Source organism: Microcystis sp. M061S2 (assembly GCF_020245605.1).
Classification (GTDB): domain Bacteria; phylum Cyanobacteriota; class Cyanobacteriia; order Cyanobacteriales; family Microcystaceae; genus Microcystis.
Genome location: NZ_JADBUP010000005.1, coordinates 34134 through 49617 on the forward strand (window position 1 = coordinate 34134; position 15484 = coordinate 49617).

Below are 15484 nucleotides of genomic sequence, written 5' to 3' on the forward strand. Positions count from 1 at the left end.
TCTACGGTTTCACCGATAGGTTATTGCCCGAATGCTTCGCCCGTACTTTTTGCCGCAAACCCTAAGTAGAAAATTGCCGTCTTTTCACTGATCACTGATCACTGATTACTGTTTGGTAGGTTTAAACTAGGTTAGGATAGCTAACCTAACCTAGAAAATTTTTAGGAAGCTAAGGCTACCTCGACTATTTGTTGTAGTTCCCCATTTTGATAGAGTTCGATCATAATGTCGGAACCGCCAATAAACTCACCGTTGATATAGACTTGAGGAATAGTTGGCCAATTGGAATACTCCTTAACTCCTTGTCTTAACTCCTGATCTTGGAGAATATCGACAGTTTCGTAGGAAACCCCCAGAATATTGAGAATTTGTATGACGTTATTCGAGAAACCACACTGAGGCATTAATTTATTGCCCTTCATGAACACAAGAACTTTGTTATTCTGGATTAATTGATCGATTCTGGCCTTAGTTTCGGGTGTCATAGGTCTAGTAGCTAGAATTTGAGCAAGAATAGCCAATCCTGAGACGTGGCATATCCTATCAGTTTAGCACAAGCCGTTGAGATAGCCTTAAAAAGGAAGGTCTTCGTCCTCCTCCAAACTCTCTAAAATTTCGTTAACATCAGGTCTCCCGCGCACGATAGTCATATTTTCCAGAGACTTATTAACTTTAGTTTCTACGGCCGAATTTTCTGGCACTGAATAACCCATATTGACCAGTTCACCATCAAAAGATTTCGCTAACTTTTGAGCGGCCGCCAAAATTTCACTAACATCTACATCTTGATCTAATGTCTCTAAAGATGAATCAAAATTTAAGATTTTTTGGGGCAGTTCTGTGCTAGGAGTTTTTGGGGTTCCCGACGTGGTGATCTTTGCTTCTTTTTTCTCGATAATTGCTTCTTTGACCGGGGGAATATCCACCACGGTCATAACTTTATTTTCGGGAGTTATTGGTGGAGTTGCTGCGGTTTCTGGTGGTGGTTGTATCCTGGCCGCCGGGGATGGGGAAACTTCTGCAGCCATGGCAGCAGTGGCGGAACCTACCTGTAAATGGACTTTAATCCGGCGCTGAAAAACTGCCTCGAAAGCTGACTCAATATTAGTCAATCGTAGCCGGGCCATTTTTAATAATTGTTCCGAAGATATGCTTAAATAAGCACTCGATTCTTCCATACTAAAAAGACTGCCGTGCTGACGCAAGAGAGTGCGAGTAGTGGGGGGTTCCATTACTTCTAAAACCCGCTGCCAAATTTGTTCATGATTGTCATCACTGGCAACAGTTTTAACCTCAGTTTTCGGCACTGCGACGCTAGTTGTCGGGGTGATAACCGCCGGTTTGATCGGTTGATTCACCGGCGCCGGTGCTGTGATCACTTCCGGGGGCCTCTCGACGCTGGTTTGGGGACGGGAAGGCGCTACCGTGGCAACTAGAGGAATCACCTGTGCTTGCGGTAACAGTCCTAAGAGAGTGACTTCTAACCAGAGACGGGGTTGAGTGGTGTTTTTTAGTTGCGTTTCGCTGTCTTTAAGAAGTTGTTGACCGCGGAGAATTTCCTCTAAAGACCAAGTACGCGCTTCCGTACACAATTCCTGCCAAGTGGGAGCAGTGACAGCCACCATTTCTGGACGATTAGGGGCGGTTTTGGCTAAAAGTAGGTTTAAATAGAATCCCGCTAGATTTTGCAAGACGATTAAAGGTTCCTTACCGCGATTCATCAGATGGCGACATTGTTCGATAACTTTATCGGGAATATTGCCATGAATGACTTTAAGTAGGGTTAAGAGGTCTCTTTCGGGGACTGCACCGACTAAATCCCAGACTCGCTCGGCCGTAATCGTTCCTGCGAGTAAACTTAATTGATCGAGGAGACTTTCCGCATCGCGTAAACCACCGTTAGCGATCTGAGCCACTAGGGTTAATGCTTCTAGGTTAATATCGATCGCTTCTATTTGGGCGATTTTTTGCAGGTGTGCCACCATCGCATCGAGAGCAATACGGCGATAATCAAAGCGTTGACAACGGGAGATGATGGTAGGCAAGACACGCTGAGGATCGGTGGTAGCAAGCACAAAAATCACTCGATCCGGCGGTTCTTCCAGAGTTTTCAGCAAAGCATTAAAGGCCGCCGTACTGAGCATATGGCATTCATCGATGACATAGACTTTATAACGACATTGGACGGGGGCAAATTGCGATCGCTCAATAATTTCCCGAATGTTATCTACACCGGTATTACTAGCGGCATCAATTTCGATCACGTCTAAAGCGGAACCATTGGCGATCGCTTGACAGATGGAACACTTACCGCAGGGAATCGGCGTCGGATGGTCACTAGACAGACAGTTGAGGGATTTGGCTAAAATTCGCGCCGAGGAGGTTTTCCCCGTGCCTCTGGGTCCAGTAAATAGGTATGCAGGAGCGATTCGCTCACTGATTAAGGCATTACTCAGGGTCGTGGCGATCGCTGATTGTCCCACCAAATCGGCAAAGGTTTGGGGACGATACTTATGATGTAGAGGTTCGTAGGTCATGACTGGCTGAAAACTTTTTCCCCACCCTAGAGACTACTATTATCCTATCCCGATTCTTTTTCAACACGAGAACAAGTGTATGCTTTTTAAGCTGTTAAGTATTGAAATTGCTTGTTGAGATCAGGGAACAGGCAAAAGGCAACAGGCAACAGGCAACAGTATAAAACCCCACACCCCACACCCATCAGCAAACCCTATCTAACCAGTTTTAATGCGCGATTTGCATCACGAAAATGGCAATTTAGCTAAGGCTTCTAATAAATTGTATTAATAACTACAATTTCGCCGAGAAAACCTGACGACTATCTTAGTATGCCTAAAGACAGCGCCACTAATCAGACCAACTGCTTATGACTGAATCTACAAAAACCCAATGTCCTTACTGTGGAGTAGGTTGTGGTTTGACAGTCACCCCCCCCGCGTCGGCCGGACAAGCATGGAAAGTCTTCGGGGACAAGTCCCACCCCTCCAGTCAAGGTATGGTCTGTGTTAAAGGGGCTACCGTAGCGGAATCAATCGATAAAAATCGCCTCAAAACCCCGATGATCCGCGATTCTCTCCAAGATCAATTCCGTCTTTGTACTTGGGAAGAGGCCTTTGATCGCATCGTTAACCGCATCCAAACTCTAATCGCTCAGGGGGAAAAGGAAAGTATCTGTTTATACGGTTCGGGACAATTTCATACCGAAGATTACTACATCGCCCAAAAACTGGTCAAAGGCTGTCTGGGAGTCAATAACTTTGATGCTAATTCCCGTCTCTGTATGTCTTCGGCCGTGGCCGCTTATCTGGACAGTTTCGGATCCGACGGTCCCCCCTGCTGTTACGATGACTTGGAATTAACCGATTGTGCCTTTTTGGTGGGGACAAATACGGCCGAATGTCACCCCATCATCTTTAACCGTCTGCACAAGTATCTCAAAGGTAACAAACAAGCGAAATTAATCGTCGTCGATCCCCGCAGCACCAAAACCGCCGAGGCCGCTAATCTCCACCTAGCCATTAACCCCGGGACTGATATTGACCTATTTAACGGTATTGCTCACCTGTTACTGAATTGGGGGGCGATCGATACCTATTTTATCGATAAATGTACCCGAGATTTCCACAAATACGCCGAAATTATCCGCCATTATCCCCCCGAAATAGTCGCCCCTAAATGCGGTATCCCCATTGAGGATTTAGAACAGGCTGCCCGCTACTGGGCCGAATCAAAAAGAGTGCTTTCTCTCTGGTCGATGGGTATTAATCAATCTAGCGAAGGCACGGCCAAAGCCCGCACTTTAATCAATTTACACCTAATGACGGCTAATATCGGTAAACCGGGGGCTGGTCCTTTTTCCCTAACCGGACAACCCAACGCCATGGGAGGAAGGGAAGCCGGCGGCCTCTGCCATCTTCTGCCCGGTTATCGTTCCGTCAAAAATCCCCAACACCGGGCCGAAGTGGAACAAGCTTGGGGTTTACCTGCTGGTCGGATTTCTCCCGTCCCCGGTCGCGATGCTTGGAGTATGATTACTGGTTTGGAGACGGGAGATGTCAAACTTCTCTGGATTGCCGCTACTAATCCGGCCGTTAGTATGCCTGATCTAGAACGCACCAAGGCGGCCCTGTTAAAATCACCTTTTACTGTCCATCAGGATGCCTACTATCCCACAGAAACCAGCGCCTACGCCCATTTATTACTGCCAGCGGCCCAATGGGGCGAAAAAACGGGAACAATGACCAATTCTGAGCGCGTGGTGACGTTAAATAAGGCTTTTCGCCCTCCGGTCGGTCAAGCTCAGGCCGACTGGCAAATTTTCGCCGAAGTCGGTCGCCGTTTGGGTTTTCAGGCACAATTTAATTTTAAGAATTCCGCCGAGGTACATTCCGAGTTTATTGGCTTGACATATAAACGTCCTTGTGATATGACGGCGATTAATTATGATCGCCTGGCCGAGACTCCCCGACCGTGGCCCGATTCCATCGATGAAATTTCCGCCCCTAAAACCGCTAATTCTGGGGAATTACTGGGTAATTTAGTTAAAGATGAAAATAAAAGCCAAAAAACAGCCGCAAAACGCCTTTATACCGATGGTAAATTTAATACTGCCGATGGTCGTGCTGTTTTCGCCGCCTACCACAGTAAAGGTCTAGCGGAACCCCCGGACGATGATTATCCCCTAGTGTTGACCGTGGGGCGCTTGTACGGTCACTGGCACACCCAAACCCGCACCGGCCGCATCGAGAAAATTGTCAAAATGCACCCCGCACCTTTTCTGGAAATTCATCCCCAAGATGCGGCAAAATTGGACATAGAAGCTGGGGAATGGGTGGAAGTGCGTTCTCGTCGGGGTTTTGCCCGTTTTCCCGCTTTAATTACCAAAGCAATTGCTCCTAATTGTGTCTTTGTGCCGATGCACTGGGGGGCTTTATGGGCAGAAAATGCTGAGGCTAATAGTCTCACCCATCCGGCCGCTTGTCCGATTTCCCTGCAACCAGAATTAAAAGCTTGTGCCGTCAAATTAATCCCGTTGAAGTTTTTAGTTAATGCCGAATTATCTCCCGGTCAATTTCTGGCAACTCCCTAATCAAATAAGGGTTTTGATCCTAAATCCTGTTTTGAAAAGTTGATAACAATCAGTCATAAGTTAGCCAATGATAGTTAGTCAAGTTTTTAATTTCATTAGTCATTGTTTCGAGATACTGACAACGAGTTATCAGAATTTCTGACCTTTCTTCAATCGTTTCAAAATACTCATTAACCAGAGGTTCATCTACTAGAGACCACAATCTCTCGGCTGGCTGTAGTTCTGGTGAATAAGCAAAGTAGAAAATCGAGCATGATTCCATCGGGAACTTCAAGTTTTTGACTTCTATGCCACCGGGCATTATCTTGTACTAATAGGACAATTTTTTCTGCCGATAACCCGACATCTTGTGCAAAAGATTGATAGACTAAACTTAACCATTGATGATTAACTCTTGGGATTAAATACCAGAGTGTTTTCCCTGTTTTCGGCTCAACAAATCCCTAAACATATAACCATTTATAACGATGGTGCACTAGGGCAGAATGCCTTTCTTCTATTGATGCCCAGACTTTTCTAATGATTGGTTTTAAGCCAACTCGATGTTCGTCAAAGAATCAGACTTCTCCCTGAGAATTGGGAAATTTATCTCTTAATTCTTGGACTTTTACTGTTAAATTTTGCTGAAATTTTTCTTGTTCAACTGGGTCTCCCTTTTTATGTTTTGGACTGGGTTTTTGACAAGAATATCTCGACTTTTTTAAGTAATCCCATCCCCTTTGATTCCAAACTTTTTCTCGTCCCGTTTCCTTTTCTATCCATCGGGCTACCTTCGGACCTGTCCAGATTCCTCCATCCGCAGGACGTTCTTTCAGTTCTTCTTTTAATTTTTGAAATTGTTCTTCCTTCAATAAAGGTTCTTTTCCTCTCCGATGTTCCGCACTTTTTTTCTTGAGATTTTTAACTCCTTCTTCTCCTAATTCATTATATCTTTTGAGAATTTTAAAACTATATTGATAATCTAACCCCACAGCTACTGCCGCATTTTTGATTGTCCATCCTAACGATATTTTCCACAATAAGTGCCATCTTCTTGTTTCCACTGAGTCTTGACTGCTTCTGTATCTATCTTTCAGTTCCTCGGAACTTAGATGTTCGGCTAAGTAAGCTTTCTTGGGCATTTTATCTCCTCGTCTTTACTCGTTTTATTATAACAGGATTTGGTATGAGTCCCTATTTCGATTTCTCAACGTTTGTTTCTGGCACTTTTCTTGAAAAAAAAGTCCCTAAACCGTTTTCTAGCAAGGCTTTCACTGATATTCAGCCAACCCTAACTACATATTCTCATTCCGAGATTGCGATCGAACTAACCGATCTTTGCCAACGTTTTTTCCAGTGGCTAGTCGGTTCTAAGTCACAGAGTGCCTGTTCGGTGCGACGACGTTGTATAATCACTTCGGCTGGGTCGGTTAAAGTCGCGTCTCGATAGGGAATAGCGGCCTTAGTTTGCAGATGTTCCCGTTCCTGTGCCGATAAAGATGGGGGTAAGGACAAAAAACTGGCTATTGTCCCTGGCGATCGCCGCCCGACGCTATCGGTGGCCCCAATCTGCAATCCTGCTAATTGTAAAGCCCTTCGCACCGAGGCAGCACAGGAATAGGTGACTAAATAACCCGTCGGACTCAGGCATTTCGCCACTAAAGCTAAAAACTCCACCGTCCACAGTTGCGGACATTTACCCGGGGAAAAGGGGTCGAGAAAAATTGCCTCCGCTTGAAAACCCGCGTCAATCACCTTGGTTATCGTCTGTCGCGCATCCCCGATTAACAGTTTAGCCGTGAGATTAGGCAGGTCTAGCCGGTGATTATGGGCAAAATCACTTAAATATTCGGGAATTGGTTGACTCCAACTATTTAAGAGATTTTCTCTAATAGCTGCTAGGGGAACCACTCGATCGCTTTCTAAGGCTAATAATTCTACCCGACAATCCCCCCTAACTTGCCAAATGGCCGCTAAGGCTGCGGCGGTATTATACCCTAAGCCGTAACAAATGTCAAGAACTTTCAGATTATTGCTCTGGTCTGCTTTTGCTGTCAGACGACTGGAGAGGATAAATTTTTTCTCGGCTTCTTCCCTTGCCCCGGAGGTAGAATGATAACATTCGCCGAATTCGGTCGAAAAAAAGGTATAAGAACCATCCTCAGTGACTTTTTGCGGGTAGGCTTCGGGGGAGACAAGCATGGTGATGGAGAATGTCTTTGAGATGAATATCGGTTTCCAGCAGGCAAGCGTGACCACTATGGGGCAGAATCGTTAATTTTGCCGCGGGTAACTGCTGAATTAGGCGTTTAGCCTCCGCTACCGATGGTAACAGTCGGTCGCCTTGACTGGCTATCACTAACACCCCCAATTGCAGACATTTTAACTCGCTGGCACTAACCTGAAACCGTTGTAACTGGGATAAACGCCAGCTAATCGTCTTCAGTGGGACGTATTGCATGGCTTTGAGGAGAGAGCGGCGATCTTCCCGAGATATTCGACCGAGAGCGGCCAGAAAGGGTAAAATAGTTAGTGCCGAGCTGCCTTGGATGAAATCGGGCATCATCTGGGTGATACCGATTCCCAAGCTTAAAAGAGGTCTTTGATTAAAAGAAGAAGCAGGGTTAATTAAAATCAGTTTTTTAATTAATTTTGCTGATTTTGTTGCTATTTTCAAGGCTAAACAGCCGCCAAAAGACTCACCGCAGAGATAGACTTTTCTCGATTGTCGCTTTAATTCCTGTTCCAATAAAGCGATCACGCAATCGCTTAACTCCTCCCAATTACCGAGATATTGCGGGGAAATCGCCAAACAACGCAGATCGAAGTAAGGAGCAAGGTTGTTAATCTGACGATGGTATAGTTGGCCGCTGCCATCCATTCCGGGTAAAAATACAAACAGGGGATAATCGGGACGGGGATGACGGGGAATAATCCAACTGACAGGTTGTTCCATGGTGCGAGAAGCGCGATCGATGTTAAAAAAGTTTTTTCTGGTTATCTATATTTAAGGATAATTAATATTAGAGAGATTTGCCAATTTTAAGAGTAGTATTAACACCTAACCTATGGATGGTTTCTCCCTGCTCCCCAACCCCTGATAGCTGATAACTGATAACTGATAACTGGATTAACTGAGCCAAATTTTTAGGCCGCCGCTAAATTAGCAGCCACGAAATCCCAATTAACCAACTTAGTTAAAAAGTCGCTGATGTAATCGGGACGACGATTTTGGTAGTCGAGATAATAAGCGTGTTCCCACACATCCATAGTTAAGAGGGGAACCTGTCCGGCGGTTAAAGGATTGTCAGCGTTGCCGGTTTTGGTAACTTTCAGAGTACCGTTATCGAGAACCAACCAAGCCCAACCACTACCGAATTGAGTAGCGCCCGCAGTTTTGAAAGCTTCGACAAATTTCTCGAAACTGCCGAAATCTGCCTGAATTTTATCGGCTAAAGCACCGGTAGGCGCACCGCCGCCACCCGGTTTCATGCAGTCCCAATAAAAACTATGATTCCATGCTTGGGCGGCATTGTTGAAAACCCCAGCTTTAGAGGCATCACCAGCAACCTTAACGATAACTTCTTCTAAAGAGAGAGCATCGAGTTCCGTATCTTTGACCAAACCGTTATAGTTATTGACATAAGCGGCGTGGTGCTTGTCGTGGTGGAATTCTAGGGTACTTTTGGTGATGCAAGGCTCTAAGGCAGTGTAATCGTAGGGTAAAGGGGGAAGTGTGTAAGCCATGTGTTCTCTGTATCCTCTCTTGAGAGCTTGTTTAAGGTAGTGTTGTTAACCTTTTGTCAGTATTCAGCTTAACCAAGACGAATACCTTTGCAATAAAACTTTACACCCTCAATCATAGCACCGAAGGAGACTTGATCAGTGATCACTGATCGACCAGCTTTTTTCTCCCATCTCCCTTCTCCCCCATCACCGCAACCCCAACCCCTCACTGATAACTGATAACTGATAACTGAAAAATCCTCCCATCCACCGTCTGCTAAATCCTGAGAAGATCACCAAACAATGTTAGAATAATTCCCGTACTGTAGGCGCTTGCAGATTCTTGTGGGCGTGGCAGGGCAGGCGAAAAAACGATTCCGTTCGGAATTAGACCAAAAAAGCTCCACTGGCAACAGCAGTAGATTTTATCTCACTGGGTTGATCGGTTGGCACTTCGTCAAATTACGGATCAATACAAAATTATCATTTACAGATCTTTCTTGGTAACTTATGGCACAGCGTACACGCTTAGGTGAAATCCTTCGTCCCCTCAACTCAGAATATGGTAAAGTTTCTCCCGGTTGGGGAACTACCTTGCTGATGGGAGTTTTTATGGCTCTGTTTTTAGTCTTTTTGCTGATTATTTTACAGATCTACAACTCCTCCCTAATTTTAGAAGGATTTAATGTAGATTGGGGTCAGTAAGCAGATTCCAACAATCTCGTCGCCATTTTTGGCGGCAGAATTATCCCTCGGACTTTGGCAGGTGGGTTATTGCCCACCGCGAGTTTTTTATTAGGAGCAAAAACATGAATATTTTTGGGATTGGATTACCGGAAATGGGGTTAATTCTCTTGATTGCCCTGCTAGTTTTCGGACCGAAAAAATTACCAGAAATCGGTCGCAGTTTAGGCAAAACGATTCGAGGATTTCAAGAAGCATCCAAGGAATTTGAAAGTGAATTTAAGCGAGAGGCCGAGCAGATTGAAGACTCGGTAAAAATCAAAGCTGAATTAGAAGAAAGTCAATCTCCTAGCGATCAAACTCGTTCCAGTTAAGAACTGTGTAGAGATGAAATGAAAGAAGATTGAGCGATAAATTTGTAGATCAAATTCGAGGCTATCCGCTAGATTAACATCGAGAATGACCAAATCGAGATTAAATTGGCAGTTTTACCATCGGCCGCCATTTCTACTTGTTAGTTTTTTTGACCGAGAAAAGGGGAAATCAGGTTTCGGAGCGCAAAATCGTCTTTAATGACGGGAATTTTGGCAGCAGTCACAGCCATAGTTGAATGAGTAGGCAGAATATATCATTAGTTTGAGAATTCCCAGAAGGCAAGGAAAAAATGACTATTTCCTTGCTATAAGTATTGTAGATGTCAAGAGTGGTAAATGAATGTCTATAGTGGTATCCCCCGAACAAGTCCATCAAATCGTCAACAACCTCCATCACGATCCCTTTGAGGTTTTGGGGGCCCATCCCCTAGAAGAAGAAGGAAAAGTAAATAAATGGGTTGTCAGAGCCTATTTACCGAAAACCACGGCCGCTTGGGTTATTTTACCGTCCCAAAGACAAGAATATCCCATGACGACCGCTTATCACCCCCATTTTTTCGAGTGCGTCATCGATATCGGTGAACTGAACAATTATCAATTACGCATCCACGAGGGAGAACAGGAACGGGTAATCTATGATTCCTATGCCTTCCGTTCTGCCAAACTCAGCGATTTTGATTTACATCTGTTTGGGGAAGGCAACCATCACCGCATTTATGAAAAATTAGGGGCGCATTTAGCTGAAATCGAGGGTATTAAAGGGGTTTATTTCGCCGTTTGGGCTCCTAATGCCCGCAACGTCTCGATTATTGGTGATTTTAATAGCTGGGATGGTCGTGATCACCAAATGCGGAAACGTAATAATATGGTCTGGGAATTGTTTATCCCAGAAATCGGTGTTGGCACTAAATATAAATACGAGATCAAAAATTGGGAAGGTCATATTTACGAAAAATCTGATCCCTACGGTTTTGCCCAAGAAGTACGCCCGAAAACCGCCTCGATCGTGGCTAATTTAGATAGCTATACTTGGGATGATAGCGATTGGATGGAAAAACGCCGTCATAGCGATCCTTTAACTCAACCGGTTTCCGTTTACGAATTACACCTCGGTTCTTGGCTGCACGCTTCTAGTGCCGAACCCCCCCGTTTACTTTCTGGGTCCGGGGAAGCGGTTCCCGTGTCGGAATGGAACACTGGGGCGCGCTTTTTGAGTTACTACGAGTTAGCCGCAAAACTGATTCCCTACGTTAAAGAATTAGGTTACACCCATATCGAATTATTACCGATCGCCGAGCATCCTTTTGATGGTTCTTGGGGTTATCAAGTGACGGGTTATTTTGCTCCCACCAGTCGCTACGGCAATCCTGAAGATTTTATGTATTTTGTCGATCAATGTCACCAAAATGGCCTTGGTGTGCTAGTGGATTGGGTCCCCGGTCACTTTCCCAAAGATGGTCACGGGTTAGCTTTCTTTGATGGTACTCATCTTTACGAACACGGCGACCCGCGCAAAGGGGAACACAAGGAATGGGGAACCTTAATTTTTAACTACGGTCGCAACGAAGTCAGAAATTTCCTCGTCGCTAATGCTCTTTTTTGGTTCGATAAGTACCATATTGACGGCATTCGCGTGGATGCGGTGGCTTCTATGCTCTATCTCGATTATTGTCGTAAAGATGGGGAATGGGTGGCTAACGAGTACGGTGGCCGGGAAAATTTAGAAGCTGCGGAATTCCTGCGTCAAGTTAATCATGTAATTTTTAGCTATTTCCCCGGAATTCTCTCTATTGCCGAAGAATCCACCGCTTGGCCGATGGTGTCCTGGCCCACCTATATGGGCGGTTTAGGCTTTAATTTGAAGTGGAATATGGGCTGGATGCACGATATGCTTGATTATTTCGGCATGGATCCCTGGTTCCGTCAATTCCATCAAAATAATGTCACTTTTAGTATGTGGTATAACCACAGCGAGAATTATATGCTGGCTTTGTCCCACGATGAAGTGGTTCACGGCAAAAGTAATATGATTGGCAAAATGCCAGGGGATGAGTGGCAAAAATTTGCCAATGTCCGGGCATTATTTAGTTATATGTTTACCCACCCCGGCAAGAAAACCATGTTTATGAGCATGGAATTTGGTCAGTGGAGTGAGTGGAATGTTTGGGGTGATTTGGAGTGGGGTCTTTTGCAGCATGAACCCCATCAACAGCTAAAACGCTTTTTCTCGGATTTGAACGCCACCTATAAGAGTGAACCTGCTTTATATACCCAGGATTTTGGTCAGGATGGCTTTGAGTGGATCGACTGTAGTGATAATAGTCATAGCGTCGTTTCTTTCCTGCGCTGGAGCAAAAATTGGCAGGAGTTTCTGGTGGTGGTCTGTAATTTTACTCCCCAACCCCACAGCCATTATCGCGTTGGTGTACCCCATCCCGGTTTTTATCAGGAAATCTTTAACAGCGATGCGGGTAAATATGGCGGTAGTAATATGGGCAACCTCGGTGGTAAATGGTCGGAGGAATGGTCCTATCATAGCCGTCCCTACTCGATCGATCTTTGTTTACCACCTTTAGGGGTTTTAGTTCTCAAAATCAGTCCTAATGCTTCTGGGGAATAGGGAAGCTTTTTTCAGTGATCAGTAAACAGTTATCAGTAATCAGTTCACTGATTACTGTTTGCTGGTAAGCAGCTAGACACAATTAATTATACAGACCTAACTACCTGGCTCTCCCAGGTTTGGTGGGTAAAATGTATTCTAAGATACAGTCTTGCGGGCGAGGGAGTGGAACGAACCACAGAGACACAAAGGACACAGAGATCGATCACTACTATATAAGTTAAACTTATCACACAGAGAATAAGAGAGCCACTACCCCTTGCATGAGTGCCTATCCTAACCAAGAAGTTAATTTTGTCTTAAGTAGTCGTGCAAAATAAATTTCCTGGTGAAGATAGGCAAAAGGCAAAAGGCAAGAGGCAAAAGCTTTATCGAAATGTGTAATTAATTTTGCTTAGGTACTTATTACTTAACTGGTAACTGATAACTGATAACTGATAACTGAATTGACCGACGTGGTTGGCTTCGATCTGCTGACGATCAATCCAGAATCCCCATCCTTGCGGTGCGGCATTCAGTTCCGAGAGAAATTCTAAGGTCTTCATTGGCGTACTCCTTAGCGGGAATTATCTTCTTTATCCCTTTATAACCGGCATTCTAAGGCGAAAATTAATCAGGGGGAGAAACTGGTTAACCATTTTTCATCTCCCTTAATATTTCCTTACTTTTTCGTTAATATTTATGATAGCAAAGCCATTTGATGGTCTGAACAGGTGCAGACAAGAAAGTGCAGAAAGTGGGCATTTTCCTCCGTCGAGCATCGAAGCCATAAACAAGCAAAAGTATCTGTATATTTAGTTACTAAATTAAGACAGATTTGCCCTTGGATGCGGCCCGGGGAAAAGCCGGTCAAAAACTAACCCATCAGGATCACCGTATCGATGACGTGGATCACACCATTATCCGCCTCGATATTACCCGCGACAACCGTGGCATTTTTCACCTCAAAACCTTCGCTACAATCGACGGGAATCGGTGAACCCTCTAGAGAAGTCACTACAGCCAATTTCGCCAAATCTTCCTGCATATATTTGCCCGCAACGACGTGATAGGTGAGAATTCGGGTTAATTGGGGGATATTCTGCACTAGGGTTGTAATCGTCCCAGGGGGCAATTTGGCAAAAGCTTCATCGGTGGGGGCAAAAACCGTGAACGGGCCGGGACTTTTTAGGGCATCCACAAGATTAGCCGCTTGTACCGCCGTTACTAGAGTTTTAAAATTATCGGCACTGACCGCAATATCGACAATATCTGCCATAAACTTGACTCGATCCTGAAAAAAATCATCTATTTCAGATTTTAAACTTAATCTTGTCCCAAAGATCGTTCTAGGGAAGTAATGTGGGGTGTGGGGTGTGGGGTGTGGGGTGTAGGGTGTGGGGTGTGGGAAGAACAAATAAAAATAATCTCCTGTCTCCTGACTCCTGACTCCTGACTCCTGACTCCTGACTCCTGACTCCTGACTCCTGACTCCTGAATACTGACTCCTGACTCCTGAATACTGACTCCTGACTCCTGACTTCTAACCCAATTTTGGACAAAGATAAGCAAAAATTATTTATTGACTCCACAAACTTGAGAATATTTAAATTAACATTTCGCAATATTTACAAATTCTTAAGAATTAATTGAGAAAGATTTTTATTTAACAACGATGTTATAATGGTTACAGCGATTTTACTGAATTTCATAATGGGTTATTTTGTGCTTTTTTGGGCAGCAATGGTTAAAACCCTTGCCACACCTACAAGGTGATCCTAATTAAGACGGGTAAATCAGTCAATTTCACCCACAACGATGATCTTTTTTTTGTGTAGTTTTATTGCAAAAAAAAAGTTTTTTTGACAAAAAGCACAAAGTATGATAAGGACGCTGGTGTATTTCTGGCTGCGAGTAATTATTGCAGAGTTAGGTCAAAATCAGGGGATTTCCTGTTTCCAAGTGATCAAATACAGAAAAGCAGCAATTTGATCGAGAAATCGATAAAAACAGCCTAGACTAGAAAAAGAATCCTCTATCCCGACAGCTATCCTGTGGAGATTACTTTTTTAGGAACCAGTTCTGGGGTTCCCACTCGTTCCCGTAATGTCTCTAGTATCGCCCTTCGTTTGCCGCAACGGGCGGAAATATGGCTGTTTGACTGTGGAGAAGGAACTCAACACCAGTTACTGCGTAGCGACCTAAAAAGTTCCCAAATCCGACGCATTTTTATCACCCACATGCACGGAGATCATATCTTTGGTTTAATGGGACTGTTAGCCAGTATCGGATTAGCCGGTTCTGCTCAGGATATTGATATCTACGGACCCCCCGGACTAGCGGAATATCTGCGTGCTTGTGCTAAGTATTCCTATACTAATTTAGCCAATCGGGTGCGTGTCCATGCCGTTTCCCCCGGCATACTCTACGAAGATGAAGAATTTACCGTCTCCTGTCAGCTACTAAAACATCGTATTCCCGCCCACGGTTATCGTATCGCCGAAAAAGACCGTCCAGGACGTTTTGATGTGGAAAAAGCCAACGCTTTAGGTATTCCCCCCGGACCGATTTACGGCAAGCTGAAAAAAGGGGAAACTGTCACCCTTCCCGATGGCAGAAAAATTCGCGGTCAGTCCCTCTGCGGAGAAACGGAAATCGGCCGTAAAATTGCCTATTGTACCGATACTATTTTCTGTGAAGGCTCGATCGAATTGGCACGCGATGCAGATGTGCTAATTCATGAGGCGACTTTTGCACACCAAGATGCCGGGTTAGCTTTTGAAAGTGTTCACTCCACTTCGACGATGGCAGCCCAGGTGGCCTTGGCAGCCCAAGTAAAATTGTTATTAATGACCCATTTTAGTCCCCGTTATCTACCGGGGAATTCTCTGGATATTTCCAATCTGTTAGAGGAAGCGCGGGCGATTTTTCCTAACACTAAATTAGCCTACGATTTCCTCACCTACGAAGTCCCTCGCAACCGTCAAGAAATGGCCTTAGGAGTTAAATAAT

At 44.7% G+C, this 15484-nt stretch carries 14 protein-coding genes; 5 read left to right on the forward strand and 9 right to left on the reverse strand.

What is annotated here, in order from left to right; translation table 11 throughout:
• Positions 1-161: 161 nt before the first annotated feature.
• Together grxD and IM475_RS00645 are read right to left on the reverse strand one after the other, a co-directional pair.
• Positions 162-485 (reverse strand): Grx4 family monothiol glutaredoxin, encoded by a 324-nt coding sequence (grxD, locus tag IM475_RS00640; protein ID WP_002796167.1) that lies wholly within the window; start codon positions 483-485, stop codon positions 162-164.
• 87 nt (positions 486-572) lie between these two features.
• Entirely contained in the window at positions 573-2537 is a 1965-nt protein-coding gene (locus IM475_RS00645; protein WP_287726303.1) for a DNA polymerase III subunit gamma/tau, read from the reverse strand.
• A 350-nt stretch (positions 2538-2887) separates the two neighbouring features.
• Here IM475_RS00645 and IM475_RS00650 point away from each other — a divergent pair, with 350 nt between their 5' ends.
• Complete coding sequence (locus IM475_RS00650; RefSeq protein ID WP_287726305.1) at positions 2888-5110, forward strand: molybdopterin oxidoreductase family protein; 2223 nt, start codon at positions 2888-2890, stop codon at positions 5108-5110.
• A 49-nt stretch (positions 5111-5159) separates the two neighbouring features.
• On the opposite strand, the gene IM475_RS00655 is transcribed toward IM475_RS00650, so the two are convergent.
• The 5 genes from IM475_RS00655 to IM475_RS00675 form a co-directional block, all read right to left on the reverse strand.
• Positions 5160-5372 carry a hypothetical protein gene (locus IM475_RS00655; protein WP_287726307.1) on the reverse strand — a complete coding sequence of 71 codons (213 nt, stop codon included), beginning with the start codon at positions 5370-5372 and terminating at the stop codon, positions 5160-5162.
• Between the two features lie 295 nt (positions 5373-5667).
• On the reverse strand, positions 5668-6231 hold the full coding sequence (locus IM475_RS00660; RefSeq protein ID WP_287726309.1) for a helix-turn-helix domain-containing protein: 564 nt from the start codon (positions 6229-6231) through the stop codon (positions 5668-5670).
• 163 nt (positions 6232-6394) lie between these two features.
• Positions 6395-7291 carry a tRNA (5-methylaminomethyl-2-thiouridine)(34)-methyltransferase MnmD gene (locus IM475_RS00665; RefSeq protein ID WP_287726314.1) on the reverse strand — a complete coding sequence of 299 codons (897 nt, stop codon included), beginning with the start codon at positions 7289-7291 and terminating at the stop codon, positions 6395-6397.
• Positions 7251-8045, reverse strand: a complete 795-nt coding sequence (locus tag IM475_RS00670; RefSeq protein WP_287726315.1) for an alpha/beta fold hydrolase — start codon at positions 8043-8045, stop codon at positions 7251-7253. The genes IM475_RS00665 and IM475_RS00670 overlap by 41 nt, the downstream gene beginning before the upstream one ends.
• Positions 8046-8236: 191 nt before the next feature.
• Positions 8237-8836 (reverse strand): superoxide dismutase, encoded by a 600-nt coding sequence (locus IM475_RS00675; RefSeq protein ID WP_012267735.1) that lies wholly within the window; start codon positions 8834-8836, stop codon positions 8237-8239.
• Between the two features lie 489 nt (positions 8837-9325).
• Between IM475_RS00675 and psbH the strand changes: the two genes are divergently transcribed.
• The 3 genes from psbH (at position 9326) to glgB (ending at position 12493) form a co-directional block, all read left to right on the forward strand.
• Positions 9326-9520, forward strand: coding sequence for a photosystem II reaction center phosphoprotein PsbH (gene psbH / locus IM475_RS00680; protein ID WP_002736544.1), 195 nt, complete (start codon positions 9326-9328; stop codon positions 9518-9520).
• Between the two features lie 104 nt (positions 9521-9624).
• Positions 9625-9873: a TatA/E family twin arginine-targeting protein translocase gene (locus tag IM475_RS00685; RefSeq protein ID WP_012267736.1), complete on the forward strand. Its 249-nt coding sequence runs from the start codon at positions 9625-9627 to the stop codon at positions 9871-9873.
• Between the two features lie 340 nt (positions 9874-10213).
• Positions 10214-12493: a 1,4-alpha-glucan branching enzyme gene (glgB, locus tag IM475_RS00690; protein ID WP_287726318.1), complete on the forward strand. Its 2280-nt coding sequence runs from the start codon at positions 10214-10216 to the stop codon at positions 12491-12493.
• Positions 12494-12861: 368 nt separating this feature from the next.
• Here the strand turns inward: glgB and IM475_RS00695 are convergent, their stop codons facing one another.
• Positions 12862-13038, reverse strand: coding sequence for a hypothetical protein (locus IM475_RS00695; protein WP_287726320.1), 177 nt, complete (start codon positions 13036-13038; stop codon positions 12862-12864).
• A 311-nt stretch (positions 13039-13349) separates the two neighbouring features.
• Positions 13350-13751: a fasciclin domain-containing protein gene (locus IM475_RS00700; protein WP_002762406.1), complete on the reverse strand. Its 402-nt coding sequence runs from the start codon at positions 13749-13751 to the stop codon at positions 13350-13352.
• A gap of 775 nt (positions 13752-14526) precedes the next feature.
• On the opposite strand from IM475_RS00700, the gene IM475_RS00705 reads away from it, so the two are divergent.
• Positions 14527-15483 (forward strand): ribonuclease Z, encoded by a 957-nt coding sequence (locus IM475_RS00705; protein WP_287726322.1) that lies wholly within the window; start codon positions 14527-14529, stop codon positions 15481-15483.
• The last annotated feature ends 1 nt before the right edge of the window (position 15484 follow it).